The organism is Acidobacteriota bacterium, assembly GCA_016712445.1.
In the GTDB taxonomy this organism is placed as follows: domain Bacteria; phylum Pseudomonadota; class Alphaproteobacteria; order Caulobacterales; family Hyphomonadaceae; genus Hyphomonas.
In genome coordinates this window covers 1954583-1974780 of the sequence record JADJRB010000001.1, presented here as the reverse complement: position 1 = coordinate 1974780, position 20198 = coordinate 1954583, and the positions used below count along the sequence as shown (strand labels likewise).

At 65.2% G+C, this 20198-nt stretch carries 19 protein-coding genes; 8 read left to right on the top strand and 11 right to left on the bottom strand.

Going from position 1 to position 20198, the window contains the following annotated elements:
- The first annotated feature begins 32 nt into the window (after positions 1 to 32).
- Positions 33 to 1688: a DUF262 domain-containing protein gene (locus IPK75_10020; GenBank protein MBK8198697.1), complete on the top strand. Its 1656-nt coding sequence runs from the start codon at positions 33 to 35 to the stop codon at positions 1686 to 1688.
- Here the strand turns inward: IPK75_10020 and IPK75_10015 are convergent.
- The 3 genes from IPK75_10015 to IPK75_10005 all read right to left on the bottom strand — a co-directional run bounded on the left by IPK75_10015 (position 1685) and on the right by IPK75_10005 (position 5551).
- Positions 1685 to 3061, bottom strand: a complete 1377-nt coding sequence (locus tag IPK75_10015; protein MBK8198696.1) for a PepSY domain-containing protein — start codon at positions 3059 to 3061, stop codon at positions 1685 to 1687. The genes IPK75_10020 and IPK75_10015 overlap by 4 nt on opposite strands.
- A 3-nt stretch (positions 3062 to 3064) precedes the next feature.
- On the bottom strand, positions 3065 to 5071 hold the full coding sequence (locus IPK75_10010; protein ID MBK8198695.1) for a TonB-dependent receptor: 2007 nt from the start codon (positions 5069 to 5071) through the stop codon (positions 3065 to 3067).
- Positions 5072 to 5146: 75 nt separating this feature from the next.
- Complete coding sequence (locus IPK75_10005) at positions 5147 to 5551, bottom strand: DUF2946 family protein (protein MBK8198694.1); 405 nt, start codon at positions 5549 to 5551, stop codon at positions 5147 to 5149.
- A gap of 177 nt (positions 5552 to 5728) precedes the next feature.
- Here IPK75_10005 and IPK75_10000 point away from each other — a divergent pair, with 177 nt between their 5' ends.
- From IPK75_10000 to IPK75_09975, 6 genes are all read left to right on the top strand, one after another.
- Complete coding sequence (locus tag IPK75_10000; protein MBK8198693.1) at positions 5729 to 6496, top strand: SDR family oxidoreductase; 768 nt, start codon at positions 5729 to 5731, stop codon at positions 6494 to 6496.
- The gene (locus IPK75_09995; GenBank protein ID MBK8198692.1) at positions 6496 to 6867 is read left to right on the top strand and encodes a tRNA-binding protein; all 372 of its coding nucleotides are present in this window, start codon (positions 6496 to 6498) and stop codon (positions 6865 to 6867) included. Before IPK75_10000 ends, IPK75_09995 begins: the two co-directional genes overlap by 1 nt.
- The gene (locus IPK75_09990; GenBank protein ID MBK8198691.1) at positions 6864 to 7010 is read left to right on the top strand and encodes a hypothetical protein; all 147 of its coding nucleotides are present in this window, start codon (positions 6864 to 6866) and stop codon (positions 7008 to 7010) included. Before IPK75_09995 ends, IPK75_09990 begins: the two co-directional genes overlap by 4 nt.
- The gene (locus IPK75_09985; protein ID MBK8198690.1) at positions 6994 to 7350 is read left to right on the top strand and encodes a PaaI family thioesterase; all 357 of its coding nucleotides are present in this window, start codon (positions 6994 to 6996) and stop codon (positions 7348 to 7350) included. Before IPK75_09990 ends, IPK75_09985 begins: the two co-directional genes overlap by 17 nt.
- A 64-nt stretch (positions 7351 to 7414) precedes the next feature.
- Entirely contained in the window at positions 7415 to 7792 is a 378-nt protein-coding gene (locus IPK75_09980) for a hypothetical protein (protein MBK8198689.1), read from the top strand.
- Positions 7793 to 7909: 117 nt separating this feature from the next.
- Positions 7910 to 8260 carry a hypothetical protein gene (locus tag IPK75_09975; GenBank protein ID MBK8198688.1) on the top strand — a complete coding sequence of 117 codons (351 nt, stop codon included), beginning with the start codon at positions 7910 to 7912 and terminating at the stop codon, positions 8258 to 8260.
- On the opposite strand, the gene queA is transcribed toward IPK75_09975, so the two are convergent.
- The 6 genes from queA to ssb all read right to left on the bottom strand — a co-directional run bounded on the left by queA (position 8254) and on the right by ssb (position 15134).
- On the bottom strand, positions 8254 to 9324 hold the full coding sequence (gene queA, locus IPK75_09970; GenBank protein ID MBK8198687.1) for a tRNA preQ1(34) S-adenosylmethionine ribosyltransferase-isomerase QueA: 1071 nt from the start codon (positions 9322 to 9324) through the stop codon (positions 8254 to 8256). The two genes, IPK75_09975 and queA, sit on opposite strands and share 7 nt — an antisense overlap.
- Before the next feature lie 50 nt (positions 9325 to 9374).
- Positions 9375 to 10256 (bottom strand): peptidylprolyl isomerase, encoded by an 882-nt coding sequence (locus IPK75_09965; protein ID MBK8198686.1) that lies wholly within the window; start codon positions 10254 to 10256, stop codon positions 9375 to 9377.
- Positions 10253 to 10750 (bottom strand): pantetheine-phosphate adenylyltransferase, encoded by a 498-nt coding sequence (coaD, locus tag IPK75_09960; protein ID MBK8198685.1) that lies wholly within the window; start codon positions 10748 to 10750, stop codon positions 10253 to 10255. Before coaD ends, IPK75_09965 begins: the two co-directional genes overlap by 4 nt.
- A gap of 38 nt (positions 10751 to 10788) precedes the next feature.
- A complete protein-coding gene (gyrA, locus tag IPK75_09955) occupies positions 10789 to 13590 on the bottom strand; it encodes a DNA gyrase subunit A (GenBank protein MBK8198684.1) in 2802 nt (933 codons plus the stop codon).
- Positions 13591 to 13765: 175 nt separating this feature from the next.
- Positions 13766 to 14623 carry a class D beta-lactamase gene (locus IPK75_09950; GenBank protein MBK8198683.1) on the bottom strand — a complete coding sequence of 286 codons (858 nt, stop codon included), beginning with the start codon at positions 14621 to 14623 and terminating at the stop codon, positions 13766 to 13768.
- Positions 14624 to 14651: 28 nt separating this feature from the next.
- On the bottom strand, positions 14652 to 15134 hold the full coding sequence (ssb, locus tag IPK75_09945) for a single-stranded DNA-binding protein (GenBank protein ID MBK8198682.1): 483 nt from the start codon (positions 15132 to 15134) through the stop codon (positions 14652 to 14654).
- Positions 15135 to 15357: 223 nt separating this feature from the next.
- Here ssb and uvrA point away from each other — a divergent pair, with 223 nt between their 5' ends.
- The gene (gene uvrA / locus IPK75_09940) at positions 15358 to 18318 is read left to right on the top strand and encodes an excinuclease ABC subunit UvrA (protein ID MBK8198681.1); all 2961 of its coding nucleotides are present in this window, start codon (positions 15358 to 15360) and stop codon (positions 18316 to 18318) included.
- Positions 18319 to 18327: 9 nt separating this feature from the next.
- Here uvrA and IPK75_09935 read toward each other — a convergent pair whose 3' ends face one another.
- Positions 18328 to 19308: a hypothetical protein gene (locus tag IPK75_09935; GenBank protein MBK8198680.1), complete on the bottom strand. Its 981-nt coding sequence runs from the start codon at positions 19306 to 19308 to the stop codon at positions 18328 to 18330.
- A 54-nt stretch (positions 19309 to 19362) separates the two neighbouring features.
- Complete coding sequence (locus IPK75_09930; protein ID MBK8198679.1) at positions 19363 to 20175, bottom strand: hypothetical protein; 813 nt, start codon at positions 20173 to 20175, stop codon at positions 19363 to 19365.
- Between the last annotated feature and the right edge of the window lie 23 nt (positions 20176 to 20198).

The following is a 20198-nucleotide window of genomic DNA, read 5'->3' as shown; positions in this document are numbered from 1 at the left end:
CTAGGGAGAGGGCCTTGTAGAGGGGTAAAGGCATGCATCTCGGAGTCCGGGCGCAGGAAAGCTCTTTGAGCGACGTCTTCGCGCCGGGCGAGAAGCTGCGCATGCCGCCCTATCAGCGCAGCTATTCCTGGGGCGAACCCGAAGCGCTGGAACTGCTCGGTGACCTTCTGGAAGCGACCGAAGCCCAGATTCCGCACTTCATCGGCGCCGTCGTCTTCGTGCACGGCGACGAGCCCGGCATCCTTGAGATCGTCGACGGCCAGCAGCGACTGACCACCCTCACCATCCTGCTCTGCGTGTTGCGCGACCTCGAGAGCGACAAGGACCGCGCCAACGCGCTGAACGCCCTGATCGCCGACGAAGCCCGACCGATTCTCGGCGAAGGCGCCAACTGGCGCATCGCCCTCAACTACCAGGACGGCGCCTTCTTCCGCGACACGCTGCAACGGCCCGGCGCCACGCTCGCTCTGGATTCCGACCCCGGCGAAAGCGAAAGCCAGACGAGGATGCTGGCCAACGCCGCCGCCTTCCACAAGGAACTCGGCGAGATGACGCCGGAGCAGCGCCGCGCGCTTGCCGAGATCGTCACCAAGGGCTGTGCCCTCGTACGCGTCGTCGTCGACAACAAGGACCAGGGCTTCAAGGTATTCCGTGTGCTGAATACACGCGGCAAGGAGCCCGGCGCCCACGACATCATCAAGACCGAGCTCTTCCAGCGCGCAAGGTTTTCCTCCGCCGATGCCGCCCGCTACGCCGAACGCTGGGCAGAACACGAAGCCACGCTTGGCGGCAATGCATTCGACGACCTGCTGCGCCAGATCCGCACCATCTTCGACCGGGGCACCCGGGGCGACATCGTTGCCGCCTTCCAGAAAGGCGCGCTCGCAAAGATCGACGCCCGGAAGTTCCTCGACGAAATGCTGCCCGCCTATGTGCGCGCCTATCGTCAGATCGAGACGGCGCAGCTGGAGGAAGGCCCGCGTTCCGAAGCGATCGCCAACTCGCTCCACCAGATGCGTGCACTGGAACAGCACAATTGGCGCGCGCCGGCCCTGCATTTCCTGGCGGAACGCGGCGCGGACGACCCGGCCGCGCCCGAATTCTTCTCGAACCTCGAACGCCTCGCCTACGTCATGCAGCTGCTGGTGCACGACCGCGACCAGCGCAGCCGCCGTTTCGCGCGCGTCACCGAAGCCGTGCGCAACGACCGCGTGCTGCTGTCGAAGACGGGGCCGTTCGCCATTTCGCGCGACGAAGGCAAGAAGACACGCGAGCGCCTGATCGGCCGGTTCGCGACCTTCGGTCAGCGCCGGGCGATTGCGCTTCGCCTGTGCGCCGCGCTCGCAGGCGGCAAGACAATCCCGCCGGAATCGGATGCGACGGTGGAGCATGTCCTGCCCCGCACCATCCCGGAAGACAGCCACTGGCTGAACACCTGGCCTGACGTGACCAAGCGGCGCGAGCAATGCGACACGATCGGCAATTTCGTGCTGCTGACCACGAAAGTGAACCAGAAGGCGGACCGGCTGGACTACCGCGCCAAGAAGGAAATCTACTTCAATGGCGGCGGCGGCCAGGAGTTTGCCCTGACCCGCGACCTTATGGAACAGGACGCCTGGACCCCCGAGATTGTCCGTAAGCGGACGGAAAAGCTGGCCGGCATCCTCGCCGACGCCTGGGGCATCTAGGCGTTAGCTCGGCGCAGGCGCCCTGCTGCGTTGACGCCGGTGTCGACCAGCAGCGCAATCAGCAGCGTGAGACCGGCCATCGGCAGGAACACGGCCAGCACCGCAATCAGCACGACGACGCCCGCGGCGAGCTTGCGATCTGCCGGCAGGGGCGGCGTACCAAGCCGGCCTTTCGGTCGCCGGCGCCACCACATGATCCCGCCCGTCAGGCTCAGCAGGAGAACACCCAGCGCCGCGATGACACCGACCGCCTGGTTCAATGGCCCGAACAGGGCACCCTCGTGGAAGGCCGTACTCTGCGCAACGAAACGGTCGACCGGATTGTGGTCCGCAAACGAAATCCGCATGATCTCCGCACCGGTCCATTGATCATAATGCACCGTCACCCGGCCCGCGCGCGATGCGCCTATCGAGCGTAAGGTCCACACGCCATTCTCTCCGCGAGGCGGCTGTATCTCCACCGGCGGCTGATAAGCCTGCGGGCCCGCAATCTGCATCACCTGCTCGAGCGGCAGCCGCTGTACACGGCTACCCGGCATGCCTGACATAATGTCCGTGACCGGATCCTCGCCCCCTGTGCTCCAGAGCTCGCCGCCCGTCTGGTGCATCGAATGGTCCGCATGCGGATCGGAGGATTCGAGCGTCACGAACCACTCCTGCCCCGGTGCCTCGAGACCCGCGAACGCCTTCACCCGCTTGAACCCGTCGCCCCAGACCTGCGTCCACGGGAGTCCTGACAACAGGAGCGCAAGGATCAGCCCGCCGATCCAGGCGCCGCCCATCCCGTGCACCTTCCGCCATGTCTCGCGGCGGCCGTTCCGCGCCGAAAAATCGGGCACGAATACGCGCCACCATGGCAGCTGCCTCGGCCACCAGAGGTACACGCCTGTGACGATCAGGATCACGAACCAGCTCGCCATCGTCTCCACCACCAGCGAACCCCGGTCGCCGCCAAGGAGGGTGCCGTGGATGCGTTTGATGAAGTTCATGAACCGGTCCGGCGTGCGCGTCTGGTGAAGCACCTCGCCGGTCGACCGGTCAACCCAGAGCGTGTGCACCCCGTCGGCGCCCCGCAGGTCGAACTCGATCGTCGGGTCGCCCGCCGCCGACGGCGCGACCAGTTTCGCGAGACTTGCGCCGGGATAGGCTGCACGTGCAGCGTCCAGCAGCGTATCGGCCGCCAGAGGCGCGGCGGCCAAAGGCCCCGCCCGCGCATTGATGCGCGCCTCGACCGCGGCGTCGAATTGCGGCTTGAACAGATAGATCGCCCCGGTGATCGCGAGAATCACGGCGAACGGGATCACCACGAGCCCGGCAAAGAAGTGCCAGCGCCACACGCGGTGCTGGAGCGTGGAACGTGCGGCGCTGGCCATGGCTCAGAACCTCGCGCGGATACCGCCGAACACGCCGCGGCGTTCGACCGGATAATAGATCGCCGAAGCCGGCGATGCCACGATCACGGCCGACACGTCACCGGCGGCGTCTTCGTCAGTGAGGTTGCGGGCATCGAGGAAAAGGTCGATCTTGTCACTCGCCTTCCAGCTGGCGGTGAGGCCGAACAGTGTGTAACCGTCCGTCTGGACCGAGTTGACATAATCCGACCACGGACCCTCGGGCACCCATTCCAGGTTCGGCGCCAGCGTCAGGCGCGGCCCCGCATAGCGCAGTTCGGCGCGGTACACCTGCTCCGGAATGACCGGCAGCGTGTTGTCGCCATACTGGGCGTCGCCATCGAACTTGAAGTCCGAGTACTGGTAGACCTGGCGCAGGCTGATGCGGTCCGTGAGGTTGAGGCCGAGCGCCGCCTCGATGCCGTTATGGATGGTCTTGTCCGCATTGAAGGTCGAGGCCGGAATGTCCGGTCCCACTGTGAACTGCAGCATCTCGCCGTCGAGCTTCGCCGAGTAGAGCGACACATCCCACTCCGCGATGCCGGCCGCGCCGCGCGAACCGACTTCGGCCGTCCACGCCGTCTGCGCGTCCACCGGCACAAATGACGCGACCTGCGCGACTTCTCCGAAGCCGGGGAACTCCGCCGAACGGCTGTAGTTCGCATAGAACTGGATGTCCGGTGCCGCCTCATAGAGCAGCCCGAACTTCGGCGAGACTTCTTCGAAATCGGCCGTCCCGAAGGCGGCCGCCGGCAGCACCTGGGTCTGCTCGCGCTTGCCTTGCGCGGCAATCAGGCCGGCGATCAGGGTCATCTTTTCGGTCGCGCGCCAGCGGCCTTCCGCATAGACGTTCGCCGTCCAGGCTTCCTGATCGGCTTCGAAGGTCAGCGCCCCGCGTGCGCCGCTGAGGTTCACATATCGCTTCGCATCGGTCTCGCCCTCACGGGCATCGAAGCCGACCGTGGCGGCGAACCGCTCGCCGGCCCACTCATACCTCGCCCACGCACCGCGATCGAGCGACTGGTAGTCGATGACCTGGAAGATCGGGTGGTAGAGCTCCTTGGAGTTCACCCACACACCGACTGCCAGATCGCCTTCGCCGAGATCGAACCGCGTCTGGTTCTGCACACGGATCGAATTGATGTCGCGCGCCTGGTCGCCCGCGAAGTTGCCCTTCGTCGGATTGTTCACGGCGTCGGAAAGGTTCAGCGCGCCGGGCAGTTCCTGGTTGATGTTGTTGAGGCTGAGATAGAACCGGGTTTCAATGGCATCGGTCACGTCGTACCCGACATTGCCCTGAAAACGATAGGACTGGCGGCCCGCGTGATCCCGGTCGCCGCTCGACGTGTCGGCGCTGACGGCGCCCCACGCATCCCACTGGCCTTGTTCCATGCCGCCTGAAACCAGGCCGCGCAGCGTCTCGAAGCTGCCCACGTCCCCGCGCACATAGAGGCCCGGCGCTGTCTCGCCTGTCGGCGTCACGCCATTGATTGCGCCGCCGAGCGTGCCCGACCCGAACCGCAGCGCATTGGCGCCGCGATAGACTTCAAGGTGGTCGAAGAAGATCGGCTCGAGTTCCTGGAAGTCGCCATTGTCATCGGCGAGGTTGATCGGCGCGCCGTCCTGCAACAGCGTGAGCCCGCGCATGTGGAAGCCGCGGCTGAGACCCGAGCCGCGGATCGAGAGGCGCACTTCCTGGCCATAGCGAGGCTGCAGGTAGACACCCGGCGAGAAGGCCAGCGTGTCGCGCAAGGATACGAGAAAGCGGTCGGCATAGTCCTCGTGGGTCACGACGTCTGCACCGCCTGGGGTCGCGGCGACTTGCCGTTCGGCCTCGCTGGCGAGCGCCGTGGAGGTGACGATGATGGTGTCCTCAACGCGGACCTGGTCCTCGCCGGCCTCTTCCTGGGCAAGGGCCGGCTGGCCGAAGGCGAGTGAAAGGCTGAGGGCGGAAAGGCTCACCGCGGAGCCGGAAAAAAATTGCGATTTCATTGGGATAGCTTTTCGTGAACAGACTCCGGACGCGCAGCGTCCGGCCAATATCCTTCGGGCGAAGGACGGCTGGGATCAGGCGTTCACGAGGGCGGGCGGCGCGCGGGAGCCGACAGGCGGACCGCGCGGGACCTGCGCGAAGCGAACCTCGAAGCGCGGCGCAGTTTGGGCTGCGGCGCGGCCTTGAGGCGCTGTGAGGACCACCGGCTCGGGCAGCGTGGCCGAATGGGCGAGCACGCAGGCCGGGCAGTCGTGGTCCATGTCCGTGGAGTCGGACTGTTTCTTCTGGATGAGGCGGGCGAGATCAACGCCGACGCCTGAAACCGCGGCCATGTCCTGTTCGGGCATGGCGCACAGGATCGCGGCCATGTCGGGACGGCTGGTCGAGGCCGCAGCCATCGCGCCGGGCATCAGCGATTGCGTCGCCAGGGCGAGCAGCGCCAGCATGCGCGCAATCGGTTTTACAAGGCGTCCCCACATGCGCCCCTCCTACCACGGACAATCCCGCCCGGCAGTATCAAAGTTGCCGCAGGCGAATTCGGGCGCGAGAGTCGCCCCGCGAGCGGTCAAATTCCCCTCGCGGCACCCCTAGCCGATGCGTCCCGCCTCCCCTAGGGTCAGCGCTTGAGAATAATTAACTAAATCAGGGAGGGCCGCATGAGCCTGTTCGATCTCAAGGGAAAATCCGCCATCATCACCGGCTCGTCGCGCGGCATCGGCCGAGCCATCGCCGAAGCCATGGCCGACCAGGGCGCCCGCGTCGTGATCTCCTCGCGCAAGCCCGGCCCGTGCGAGGAAGTCGCCGCCGGCATCAACAAGAAGCATGGCGATGGCACCGCCATCGCCATCCCGGCCAACATCTCCTCGAAAGAAGACCTGCAGGCGATGGTCGACGAGACCAACAAGTCCTTCGGCAAGGTCGACATCGTCGTCTGCAACGCTGCCTCGAACCCCTATTACGGCCCGATGTCCGGCATCACGGACGACGCCTTCACCAAGATCCTCCAGAACAACATCATCTCGAACAACTGGCTGATCCAGATGTGCGCCCCGCAGATGCGCGAGCGCAAGGACGGCGCGGTGATCATCGTCTCGTCCATCGGCGGCCTGCGCGCCTCGCCCGTCATCGGCGCCTACAACATCTCGAAAGCGGCGGACTTCCAGCTCGCCCGAAACCTCGCCGCCGAATTCGGCGCCGACAATGTCCGCGTCAACTGCATCGCCCCCGGCCTGATCAAGACCGACTTCGCCAAGGCGCTCTGGGACAATCCGGAAACCCTGAAACGCTCCCTCGCGGGCACCCCGCTGAAGCGCATCGGCGACCCGGAAGAAATCGCCGGCGCCGCTGTTTATCTCGCTTCGAAAGCGGGGTCGTACATGACCGGCCAGATGCTCGTCGTCGATGGCGGCGCCACGGTCACCTGATGCATCTTGTCGATCCGCCGGAAAACCCTCCGGCGCTTGAAATCGCTTTCGAGGATTTCCGCCGCGTGGATATCCGTATAGGGACAGTGCGCGCCGCCGCCCCGCTCGAAGGCGCGCGCAAGCCGTCGATCCGCCTCGTCATCGATTTCGGCCCCGGCATCGGCGAGCGGAAAAGCTCCGCGCAGATCACCGCCCACTATGCGCCTGAGGCGCTGGTCGGCCGGCAGGTCGCTGCCGTCGTGAATTTCCCACCGCGCCAGATCGGCAAGTTCATGTCGGAAGTCCTCACCCTCGGCTTTGCCGACACTGCTGGCGAGATCGTCTTGTTCTCGCCCGACCAACCCGTTCCCAATGGAGCCCGCCTCGCATGAGCCGCACCGAACTTTCCGCCCAGCAGTCCGCCTTCTTCGAACGCCTGAAAGCCGGCACCTGGGATTTCCCGCCCGGTATCCGCAACATGGGCATCCGGCCGGACCTCTGGCTGAAGGAAGTCTCTTATGGCCGCGTCTTCTAACCAATGGCCCAATACCGGCGACCGCGACATCCAGACCGAACGCGTCTTCGGTGGCTGGGTCGCTGGCCTCTCGGACCATATCGTCTCGATGACGATGGCAAGCGCGCTCGACGATGGCGAATGGTTCACCACGATGGAACTGCAGACGCGCATCCTCCGGCCAGTGCCCCACGGCCTGATCAGCATCGAAGGCCGTCTCGTCAGCCGCGGCAAGACAACCGGTCTCGTGGAAGCCGACTGGCGCGACGAGAAAGGACGCCACCTTGCGCGCATCACGGCGGCCAAGGCGATCCGTTCGATGGCAAGAACTGCGCCCCGGCGGTTGAACTCGAAAACCTGACCGATTTTTAATGGAATGAAGCGTCACCGCTTGCGTTGATCGGATATCCGCAATGGAGGCGAATATGAAAAATCGCATCAAATATATTGCTGTAGCGGCCGCCACTGGCCTCGCGGCCTCGCTCGCGGCCCTGCCTGCCAGCGCCCAGCTGCGCGTTGGGGTCGGCCTGCCGGATGTCGATGTAGACGTCGGCGCTCGCACCGATGTGCGCACCGAAACCTACGTCTATGACGGCTATCAATCCGGCCATTGGCACACCCATGGCCGCGTTCACCGTGACCACTACTGGGACGCCCGCTATCGTGGCTATGATTGCTACGACGCTTTTCAGTACACGTACGAAGACGGCCGCCGCGTCCGTTATGACAGCACGTTCTGTTATGACGACCGCGGCCGCCCCTATGAGGTGCGCGATACGCGCGTGGTGGTCCGCGTCCGCTGAACCCCGCGCTCGGCTCCGCGCCTGGATCCCCGCGTCGCCCCCCCGGCGCGGGGATCAACCTGCCGCTAACACAAGAGCTGCCTTGACCCTGCCATTCACATCGCTAGGCAGATCGCCATGATCGAAGCACTGAACAATACGCCCGGTGTCAGGAACGCCCTGCTTGATATCGAAGACAAGTTGCGCGAACGCGGCTTTCTCGTGCGCCTCACCGCCGACCCGGAATCCGACGTCACGCTCCATTATGCGGAATGGGGCGAAGGCGATGAACGCGGCCCCTGGCTCGTCATCGCCGTCGACAGCCCGGCCGCGCCGGAGGGTATCGGTACCGAAGAGGCCGAGGAACTGTCCGACTATGTCAGCGACAAGGTTGCCGATGCGAGCTCCGATTGGCCGGCTGATGCCGTGGACCTGCTCGGCGCGGTGCTCGGACAGGTCGTTCTGGTCAACGGATTGAAAGTCTACTGACGCGGCGCCTGAGGCAGGAGCAGGCAGGCATCTCCGTAGGAATAGAACCGGTAGCCCTCGCGGATCGCGTGTGCATAGGCGGCCTGCATCACATCCGTTCCCATCAGTGTACAGACGAGCATGAACAGGCTCGATCCCGGCAAGTGGAAGTTCGTCACCAGCGCGTCCGTCGCGCGGATCCGGTCGCCGGGCTTCAGGAAAATCTCGGTCGGCCCGGTCGCCGCATGCACGCGGCCGTCAATTTCTGCGCAGCTTTCCAGCGTCCGCATGGCGGTGGTGCCCACCGGCACGATCCGGTGTCCGCTCGCCCGCACGGCGTTCAGCGCCTCCGCGGTCTCGGGCGTTACCCTGCGCCATTCCGCATGCAGACGGTTCTCTTCGATCTGGCGCTCCTCGAGCGGCTTGAATGTGCCGAGCCCCACATGCAGCCGCACCCGCTCGCAGAGGATACCGGCCTTGCTGATCTCGTCGAGCAGGCGCTGCGTGAAGTGAAGCCCGGCCGTCGGCGCCGCCACGCTGGCCGCTTCCTCACCGGCAAAGCACGTTTGGTAGGTTTCCCGGTCCTTCGCATCGGCGGGCCGGCGCCGGGCAATGTAGGGCGGCAGCGGCATCGCGCCATGCGCGTCCAGCGCCGCTTCCAGCGCGGCGCCCTCGCGGTCGAATGTCAGCTCGATCTCGCCGCCTTCCCGCCGCCCGGACAGCTCGGCTGCAAACCCGTCGGCGAAGCGGATGCCATCGCCTTCCTTCAGCCGCCGCCCCGGCCGCGCGAGCGCCAGCCAGCGCCGCCCGTCAAGCCGCTCGACCAAGTTCACGTCGACCTCGACATCCCGGCTCACCCCGTCGCGCGCCGGACGCACGCCTTTCAGCGCCGCCGGCAACACCCGCGTATCGTTGAAAACCAGCATGTCGCCGGCCGACAGGTAGCGCGGCAGGTCGCGCACATGCGCGTCTTCAAGCCGCCCGTCGCCGTGCACCACCAGCAGGCGCGCGGCATCCTGCGGCTCGGCCGGCCGCAGCGCGATCAGCGCTTCGGGCAAATCGAAATCGAAATCAGAAAGGTTCATCCCCGCGCTCATCGCGCGCGCGGGGCCTGTGCGTCAAGCGCCCGGCCCAGCTACTTCACGATTGCCGGAATCGCCGGCAGCTCGCACACGTCCACCTCACCCCGGGTCGCAAGCTCCGCCTTGAACGCATCCGTGTCCGTGCGCAGCACCCAGGCCTTCGGCCGGGACTTTTCCGGAATGTCGGCGGCAATCTTGATCGAGGTCAGAAGGTCGGGATCGGTCACCTCGCCGCTGCCCGGCGCGCCCTTCTTGAGCGCCTTCACGACCGCCTGCCCTTCGATCACCCGGCCCCAGGCCGTGTAGTTCTTGTCGAGATGCGGCGAGTGTTCGCGCATCAGGAAGAACTGCGTGTCCGCCGAATTCGGGTCATCTGTGCGCGCGGTCGACAGCACGCCCTTGCAGTGGGGAATGTAGGTTGAAACCAGTCCGTCCACGGACATTTCCGAGAAGAAGGCCGGCTGGCCCGACATCGGGAAACCTTTCATGTAGCCCGAACGGCCGGTATCTTCAGGCCCGATCACGGCATCCCAAGGCATCGCAGCCACATCGCGGCGGAACATGAATTCGCCCGGAATGCCCGGCCAGCCCGGATCCTTGCCCATCTTCGTCCACACGTCGCCGCCCTGCGCCATGAAGTCGTCGATCACGCGGTGGAAAGTCGTGCCGTCAAGGTCGCCCGACTGGATCAGTTTGGTGAACTGCGCGAAGTGCTTCGGCGCCGCTTCCGGCAGCGCCTCGACAAGGATGCGGCCCTTGGTCGTTTCCATCACGATCAGGTTTGCGGGGTCCACGGCGCGCCAGGCGGCGGCGTCCGGCGTTCCGGCGCCCGCATCGGCGGCCACTGTCCACGGCGCCGGCTCGGTGACTTCGCCGCATGCCGGCAGCACCAGCCCGAGAAGGCCGGCTGCAATTCCAAACGCTACACGTTTCATTTTCCGTACTTCTCCAACAGCGCCCGTTTCACGTCGGGCGTCACAAACGGTGTGATATTGCCGCCGAGGCTCGCGATTTCCTTCACGAGCCGGGAGGCCACCGCCTGATGGCGAACATCCGCCATAAGGAACACGGTTTCAATGTCGGGATTCAGTTGCTCGTTCATCGCGGTCATCTGGAACTCGTATTCGAAGTCCTGGACCGCGCGCAGGCCGCGCACGATGATCTGGGCGCCGCAGGCCTCGGCAAACTTCATCAGCAGGCCGTGCATCGGCATGACCTTGATTTCCGCCAGTCCCGGCCCGTTCAGGCGCGCGCATTCGGCCTTCACCATCGCCACCCGTTCGTCGAGCGTGAACAGCGGCTTCTTGGACTCGTTCACCGCCACACCGATGATCAACTCGTCGACCAGCTTCATGGCCCGGCCGAAGATGTCGATATGGCCATTGGTCGGCGGGTCGAAAGTTCCCGGGTAAAGTCCTACTCGGCGCAACTGCAGCCCTCCTGTGGCCTGTAATTTCCGTCGGCCTCTCAGCCCGGTGTGTCCTCGGCTTTATCCATACCGGCTTCGCTGTCTTCGACAAGCCGGGCGACCGAAACAACCTTCTCGTCGCCATTGGTGCGCAGCACCCAGACGCCGCCGGTCGATCGCCCGGCAATGCGGACCTGGTCCACTGGCGTGCGGATCAGCTGGCCCGCATTGGTCACCAGCATCACCTCGTCGCCGTCGCCCACCGGGAAGGATTGCGCGACCTTCTTGACCGGACCGCCCTTCTTGTCGCGGCCCCAGATGTTCTGCGCCACGAGCCCCTTTCCGCCGCGCCCGGTGACCCGGTAGTCGTAGGCGGACGAACGCTTGCCCATGCCGTCATCGGCGACGGTGAAAATGAATTCTTCGGCTGCGCCAAGCTCCGCGATGCGTTCCGGCGAAAGCGCCGCTTCCGCCACGGCTTCCTCCTCGTCCTCGGAGACCTCTTCCTCCTCGCCCGTTGCCGCCCGGCGCATCGCCGCTGCATGCTTCAGGTAGGCGCGCGCCTCTTCGGAGGTCACATCCATATGCCGCAGGATGCCCATCGAGATCACCTCGTCGCCGTCGGCGAGGCGGATGCCGCGCACGCCGGTCGAATCCCGGCCCGCGAACACGCGCACTTCGGTCACGTCGAACCGGATGCACTGGCCGAGCGCCGTCGTCAGCATCACGTCTTCCTTGTCGGAGCAGACCTGCACCGACACGATTCCGTCGCCGTCATCGAGCTTCATGGCGATCTTGCCGGCGCGGTTGACCCGCACGAAATCGGCCAGCTTGTTGCGGCGCACGTTGCCGGAGCGTGTGGCGAACATCACGTCCAGATGCTCGGCCGCCTTCTCGTCTTCCGGCAGCGGCAACACGCTTTCGATGCGCTCGTCTGCCGCCAGCGGGAAGATGTTGACCAGCGCCTTGCCGCGCGAAGTCGGCCCGCCCACCGGCAGGCGCCAGACCTTCTCCTTGTAGACAAGACCCGCCGACGAGAAGAACAGGATCTCCGTATGCGTCGTGGCGGTGAACACGCGGACGATGAAGTCCTCGTCCTTCATCGCCATGCCGGAGCGTCCCTTGCCGCCGCGGTTCTGCGTGCGGTAGGCGGCCAGCGGCGTGCGCTTGACGTAGCCGCCATGCGTCACGGTCACCACCATGTCCTCGACCTCGATGAGGTCTTCGTCGTCCATGTCGACGCCGCCCTCGGTGAAGGCAGACCGGCGCGGCACGGCAAACTTGGTCTTCACGTCGGTCAGCTCACCCTTGATGATCTCTAGGATCTTCGTCCGGGAGCGGAGGATCGACAGGTATTCGGCAATCTTCTCGGCGAGGCCCTTGGCCTCGTTGCCGATCTCGTCGCGGCCGAGGCCGGTGAGGCGGTGCAGCGGCAGGTTCAGGATCGCGCGGGCCTGTTCATCCGACAGGTAGATCGTGCCATCTTCAGGGCCGCGGCGCGTGCGCCGGTCAGCGATCAGGTCGATCAGCGGGCCCATGTCCTGCTGCGGCCAGGCCTTCTCGAGCAACCGCTCGCGCGCCGTCGCCGGGTCCGGCGAATGGCGGATGATGCGGATGATCTCGTCGATGTTGGCAACCGCCAGCGCCAGACCGACCAACACGTGCGCCCGGTCACGCGCCTTGCCCAGTTCGAACTTGGTGCGCCGGACGACCACTTCCTCGCGGAAGGCCACAAAATACTCGAGCACCTTGCGCAGGTTCATCAGCTCGGGCCGGCCGCCATTCAGCGCCAGCATGTTAACGGCAAACGAGCTCTGCATCTGGCTGAACCGGTAGAGCTGGTTCAGCACGACATCGGCGCTGGCATCCTTCTTCAGCTCGATGACCACGCGGATACCGTTGCGATCGGATTCGTCGCGCAGGTCGGAGATGCCTTCGATCTTCTTCTCGCGGACCAGTTCGGCGATCTTGGTGATCATCGCCGCCTTGTTGACCTGGTAGGGAATCTCCGAAACGATGATCGCTTCGCGGTTGTTCTTCGCCTTCTCGATCTCCGTCTTGGCACGAACAATCACGCTGCCGCGTCCCGTCAGCAGCGCCTTGCGGCTGCCCGACAGGCCCATGATGAGCCCGCCCGTCGGAAAGTCCGGCCCCGGAACAATGTCACACAGCGCGTCTTCGCTGATCGCCGGATCGGCAATCAGCGCGAGCGTCGCGTCAATGATTTCGCCGAGGTTGTGCGGCGGAATGTTCGTCGCCATGCCCACCGCGATGCCGCTGCCGCCATTGACCAGCAGGTTCGGGAACTGCGCCGGCAGCACCACCGGTTCCTTCTGCTGGCCGTCATAGTTCGGCTGGAAGTCGACCGTGTCCTTGTCGAGGTCTTCGAGCAGGTAGGTCGCCGGTTTCGACATCCGGCTTTCGGTGTAGCGCATTGCCGCCGGCGGATCGTTGTCGATCGAGCCGAAGTTGCCCTGGCCGTCGACCAGCATCACGCCCATCGAAAACGGCTGCGCCATGCGCACCAGCGCGTCATAGATCGCGCTGTCGCCGTGCGGGTGATAGTTACCCATCACGGCGCCGACGATGTTGGCGGATTTCTTGTACGGCTTGTCCGGCGTGTTGCCGCCCTCGTTCATCGCGTAGAGGATCCGCCGGTGCACCGGTTTCAGGCCGTCGCGCACATCCGGCAGCGCCCGGCTGACGATCACGCTCATGGCATAGTCGAGGTAGGAGGATTTCATCTCCGACTCGATGAAGATCGGCTCGATCCCGTCTTGCTGGCCTGGCGGATTGCCCGCACCGCCCGCACCATTCTCGGGGGTTTCCGGCTCGTCCGGAGGGGTCGTGGGGTCGCTCATGGGAAGGCCTTCTGCATGTCCCGGAGGCCGCCTCGAACGGGGGCTCCGAATCGCCATTTTTCGTTGCTTTCCAGCCTAGCAGCCGGGGGGCGCCGGGGCTACCGTCCGGGGTCCGAAAAATGCAGTAAACACGGGGCCTTTGCGACGATTTCCACAGGCCGCGCCAGCCACTTCGTCACGGCCCGGACAACCGCTCGGGCAGCGCCCCGATTTCGCGCAAGACCGCCTCGGCGCCGGCCCGCCGCTTCGGTGCATCCCCGGCACCGCCCGGCATGTCCATGTTCAGCGCGAACACGTAGGTGCCCGGCGCCTCGCCGCCCGCCTGCTCCACCCAGCCGACGAACCAGCCGATGTCCATCTCGCCCGCCACGCTCTTCCAGCCGGTCTTGCCGTACATCACCCAGCCCGGCCCGCCTTCCAGCTGCATCATCGGCACCGCCAGCTCATAGGTCCGCGCCGACAGCGGCAGGGTCCGCCGCGCCAGCCGCGACAGGAACGCCACCTGCTCAGCCGCCGAAATCGCCAGCGGACCGTCCAGCCAGTAGCGCGTCAGCGCCTCCGGTCCGCCGATCTCGGCATTGCCATAGTCGAACGCCTCAAGCCCCGCCGAGAGCCGCTCCGCGCCGATCCTCGGCACGACGATCTGGTAGACCCAGACGGCCGAGCGCTGGAAGGCCGTGGCAAAGTCCATGTCCTCGTTCCAGGTCGCGAGCCAGCGCTCCGTGCCGTCCCACTCGAACATGTCCTCGGGCCCGTTGACCGCGCCCGTCTCGAAGGCCAGCAGCGTGTGCGGCACTTTCGCGGTCGAAGCCGGCGTGAACCGCTGGCTAACTCTCGGCCCGCCGACGGTCCAGGTCTTGCCGTCCTCAAGCCGGTAGATCACCAGCGCCGCCGCCGACGGGTCGACGCCCTCGGCCGCCAGCACCCGCGCCAGCGGCGCCCCGGTCAACCCGGCATGCGGCACCGCGGTCACGCAGCCAGCCAGCACCAGCAGCAGGAGACCTGTGAGATAGCGGTAAAGGCGTCCAATCATGGCTGGCTCCGCCCGGTTTCAGGCCCTGCTAGAACGGGATCTCGTCGTCGAGATCCTGGTTGAAGCTTTCCTTCGGCCCGCTCATCTGACGGCTGGAGCCGCCACCGGAATAGCCCATGTCGCGGCCACCGCCGCCGCCGCCCGCGCCGCCGCCTTCGCCGCGACCGTCCAGCATCACCAGCGTCGCGTCAAAGCCCTGCAGCACGACTTCGGTCGTGTACCGGTCGTTGCCATCCTTGTCCTGCCACTTACGGGTCTGCAGCTTGCCCTCGATGTACACCTTCGAGCCCTTCTTGAGGTAGCTCTGGGCGACCTTCACCAAGCCTTCCGAGAAGATCGACACGGCGTGCCACTCGGTCTTTTCCTTGCGTTCGCCGCTCGCCTTGTCGCGCCAGGTCTCGGAGGTCGCGATCCGCAGGTTGCACACCTGCCCGCCATTCTGGAACTGCTTCACCTCAGGGTCCGCCCCGAGATTGCCGATCAGGATCACCTTGTTCACTGAGCCCGCCATGAGGACCTCCGTTTTCTGTTTCGCTATCGATTCGAACGCTTCTACGCTTTTGCCGTTGCCCTGTCGCCTCACGGGCGATGAATTCCACCGGCGCTTTCAGGTGCTGCGAAAAGCAGCTTGCCGCACATGTTCATATTTTGTTCTTGTCGTCAATCTGGACTCGCGCCACACATAGCGCCTAGCAATCCTTCCCAGCCTTTTCTCCCAGCGAGCAGAACGCCCCATGGCCGAATCCCCCTTCATCCGCGTGCGCGGCGCCAAGGAACACAACCTCAAGAACATCGACGTGGACATCCCGCGCGGTGAGCTTGTGGTGATGACCGGCCTGTCCGGCTCCGGCAAATCCTCGCTCGCCTTCGACACGATCTATGCCGAAGGCCAGCGCCGCTATGTCGAGTCGCTATCGGCCTATGCGCGCCAGTTCCTCGAGCTGATGCAGAAGCCGGATGTGGAATCCATCGAAGGCCTGTCGCCCGCCATCTCGATCGAGCAGAAGACCACCAGCCGCAACCCGCGCTCCACCGTCGGCACGGTCACCGAGATCTACGACTACATGCGCCTCCTCTGGGCGCGCGTCGGCGTGCCCTATTCGCCGGCCACCGGCCTGCCGATCGAAAGCCAGACCGTCAGCCAGATGGTCGACCGCACGCTGGAGCTGCCCGAAGGAACCCGCCTCTACCTGCTCGCCCCCATCGTCCGTGGACGGAAGGGTGAGTTCCGCAAGGAATTCGCAGAGCTTCTCAAGAACGGCTACCAGCGCGTCAAGGTCAACGGCGAGTTCCACGAACTGGAAGACCCGCCAAAGCTCGACAAGAAGTACAAGCACGACATCGACGTCGTGGTCGACCGGATCGTCGTCAAGGCCGGCATGGAACAGCGCCTCGCCGAAAGTTTCGAGACCGCGCTCTCCCTCGCGCAGGGTATCGCGGTGGCCGAATATGCCGACCTCGCCGCCGGCGAAACCGAGCCGAAGCGCGTCACCTTCAGCGCCAATTTCGCCTGCCCGGTCTCCGGCTTCTCGATTCCCGAAATCGAACCTCGCCTTTTCTCCTTCAACAATCCGTTCGGCGCCTGCCCGTCCTGTGACGGCCTCGGCGAGCAGCTGAAGATCGACGTGGCGATGGTCGTGCCCGACAAGGATCTCGGCCTGATGGACGGCGCCATCGCGCCCTGGGCGAAGACCACTTCGCCCTACCAGACGCAGACGCTGCAAGCCCTGGCCGCCCACTACAAGTTCGACCTGACGAAGCCGTGGAACAAGCTGCCCGAGAAGGTGCAGGACATCATCCTCTTCGGCACCGGAGATGAGGAAATCCAGTTCATCTATGATGACGGCATGCGCACCTACAAGACGAAGAAGACCTTCGAAGGCGTCATCCCGAATCTCGACCGGCGCTACCGCGAAACGGACTCGGCCTGGGTGCGCGAGGAAATCGCGCGCTTCCAGTCCGCCGCGCCTTGCCCGGCCTGCGGCGGCAAACGCCTGAAGCCGCAAGCGCTCGCGGTGAAGATCGCCGGCCTCGACATCTCGCAGGCCGGAGACTTCTCCATCCGCAAAGCGGGTGACTGGTTCGGCGGCGTCGCCAAGACGCTGACGAAACAGCAAAAAGAAATCGCCGCGCGCATCCTGAAGGAGATCAACGACCGCCTCATCTTCCTCAACGATGTCGGCCTCGATTACCTTTCGCTCGGACGCGCCTCCGGCACCTTGTCCGGCGGCGAAAGCCAGCGCATCCGGCTCGCCTCGCAGATCGGCTCCGGCCTCACCGGCGTGCTTTACGTGCTCGACGAGCCATCGATCGGCCTGCACCAGCGCGACAACGAGCGCCTGCTCGAAACGCTGAAACGCCTGCGCGATCTCGGTAACTCCGTCATCGTCGTCGAACACGATGAGGACGCGATCCTCACCGCCGACCACGTCATCGACATGGGACCCGCCGCCGGCGTGCATGGCGGCGAGATCATCGCCGAAGGCACGCCCGAAGAGATCCTGAAGAACCGCAAAAGTCTGACGGCGGACTATCTCAACGGCACGCGCGAAATCGCCATCCCGAAACGCCGTCCGGTCACCAAAGGCTCTCGCAGCCTCGTGCTGAAAGGCGCCACCGGCAACAACCTGAAGAACGTCACCGCCTCGATTCCGCTCGCCACGTTCACCTGCATCACCGGCGTCTCCGGCGGCGGCAAGTCGACGCTGATCATCGAAACGCTTTACAAGGCGCTCGCCCGCAAGCTCAACGGCTCATCGGATTCGCCGGCGCCGTATGAAAGCCTCGACGGCCTGCAGCATCTCGACAAGGTCATCGACATCGACCAGTCGCCGATCGGCCGCACGCCGCGCTCGAACCCCGCCACCTATACCGGCGCCTTCGGCCCGATCCGGGACTGGTATGCCGGCCTGCCCGAAGCGAAGGCCCGCGGCTACGCGCCCGGCCGGTTCAGCTTCAACGTCAAGGGCGGTCGCTGCGAAGCCTGCCAGGGCGACGGCGTGATCAAGATCGAGATGCACTTCCTGCCGGATGTCTACGTCACCTGCGAGACTTGCAAGGGCAAGCGCTACAACCGCGAGACACTGGAAGTCCTGTTCAAGGGCAAGTCGATTGCCGACGTGCTCGACATGACGGTCGAAGACGGCGCCAAGTTCTTCGTCGCCGTGCCCGCCATCGCGTCCAAGCTCGATACGCTGAACCAGGTCGGCCTCGGCTATGTGAAGGTCGGCCAGCAGGCGACCACGCTGTCCGGCGGCGAAGCCCAGCGCGTCAAGCTCGCCAAGGAACTCTCCAAGCGCGCCACGGGACGTACACTGTACATCCTCGACGAGCCGACCACCGGCCTCCACTTCGAGGACGTCAAGAAGCTGCTCGAAGTGCTGCATGAACTGGTCGATGCCGGCAACACCGTCGTCGTCATCGAGCACAATCTCGACGTGGTCAAAACCGCCGACTGGGTGCTCGACCTTGGCCCCGAAGGCGGCGATGGCGGCGGCAGGATGGTTGCTACCGGCACGCCGGAAGACATCGCCGCCAACAAGGAAAGCCATACCGGCCGCTTTCTCGCCGAAACCTTCCGCCGTCAGGACGAGCGCCGCGCCGCGCGCAACCGCCGCGAAAAACCGGCTGCCAAATCCGAGCCGTCCGAGAAGAAGCCTGCCCGCAAGTCCAAGGCGGGCGCCAGCGCGAAGTAACCGGGCGGGCTAGTCGAACGCGCCGACCTGTTCGGCCTCTTCGACGCCGCCGCGCGGGTCATGCCGCACGGCCAACGCCGCCGGTCCGCCAACAACGTGCTGCAGCAGGCCCTGCAGGAACAGCGCCACAAACATGTAAAAGCCCATCGGCACCATGAAGCCGGCGGAGAAAATCAGTGAACGGATATCTTCGCCGCGCTCGGCGGCATTGGAAAACGACGCCATCGCGGGCATCAACACCAACTGCGCCACACCCGAGATCACCTGGCCAATCAGGCTGCCGACCACAGCCAGGATCACATAGGCACCCAGGATCGGCCAGAACCGGCCGCGCGAGACATTCCAGGCATCGAAAAAGCGGATGCGCTTCTCTTTCAGCGTCAGCCCGAAGCAGGGCGCCAGCCGCGTCGCGAGGAACACATAAACCGGCAACATGACCAGCGTCACGCCGAACGCCCCCAACATCTGCATTGCCGCCCGGTTCGAGAATTCCGGCGAGTTCAGCACGTCCGGGTTGTTGATGTTGGCGAAGATTGACCAGAACGTGGATCCCACCACCAGAAACATCGGTATCGCCACAACCACAAACCCGATCAGACCGTAGAACAGGCCGACCACCATCATCCGCAGCTCGTCAGCGCCAAACCCCAGCGAAAAGCCTTCACCGCGGATGTAGCGCCGCTGCGAGGCCGTTTCGAACATCGCCCAGATGATCCAGCTCACCAGTCCGGACACCGCGGCCCAAGGCAAAAGGCGCGCAAAGCTTGCCATGATGGCGGCGAATTCCTCGTCCGGATCGGTCGAGCCTTCGATACGCTCGACCGTCGAAATCCAGGCCGTCATGTCGCCGGCGGCCAGGAAGCCGATCACGCCGAACACGGCGAGGAACAGGGCGGCATAAGCCAGGCCGAACAGCCAGGGAAAAGTCGCGATATGCGGCGCGTTGAATGGCCAGCTTAAGGCCCGCTCGAAAGTGAATCCCCGGATCACGCAGCATCCTCCGGCCAACCGTCCGGGAAGCCTAACCGCGTTTGCCCTGCCGCATCAATCCGCCATCGCGCCCGCCGCCTGCTCCGGCTTCAGGCGCCGGTAGGCGCCCACCGCCATTGCGTGCCCCGCGGCGAGGAAGGGCAGGAAGAGCAAGATCCCTGCCGCGCCTTCAATGAAGACGCCGGCCGGCGTGTCCGCCACCACCGACCGCAGCGCGAGGTTGGCGGCAAATCCCAGCGCGAATGGAACAAGATGCGTCGCCGCCGCTACAAGACCGAGCTTCGCCACATGGCCCTTCGTCCAGCCAAACGTGCGGAACACATGCGCCGTGCCCCGGTCGACGGTCGCAGCCCCCATCGTTGTCAGCCGCAGCGCAAACCAGGCGAGGCCGCCGAACGCCGCCAGGCAGGCCAGCACGAACGCGGCGCCATACATCGACGGCAACAGGTCCGCCGTAGCCGCCAGCACCTGTTCGGCGCCTGAGTCCTTGTCGAGTACGAACGTGCCCTTCGCCTGAATGAGGATCCCCTGAAGCAGGTTCAGGAAGGGACCGATGAACACGATCAACACAAAGAAGAAGAAATAAACGGCAAGGTTTGCATGCGCGAGCGCGAGGAAACCGCCCGGACGCGGTCCGAGCAGCGTCTGGTACATGCCGCGCGACAGCTGCACGCCTGCCAGGAACGCCGCGATCGCCAGCACCAGCGAGGCCCAGAACGCCGCCGTGCCCGGCCAGTGGAGGCTCACGCTATAAGCCCCGCCCGCCAGCGCGAACAGCACGGCCCACGGCCAGTTCGGCACCAGGACGCCGAGGCTCTGTCGCCAGCTTTCGAGCATGAGGGTGCGGGCAGGAATACGCGTCGTCATCGGCCAGACAGGTAAAGCCCTGC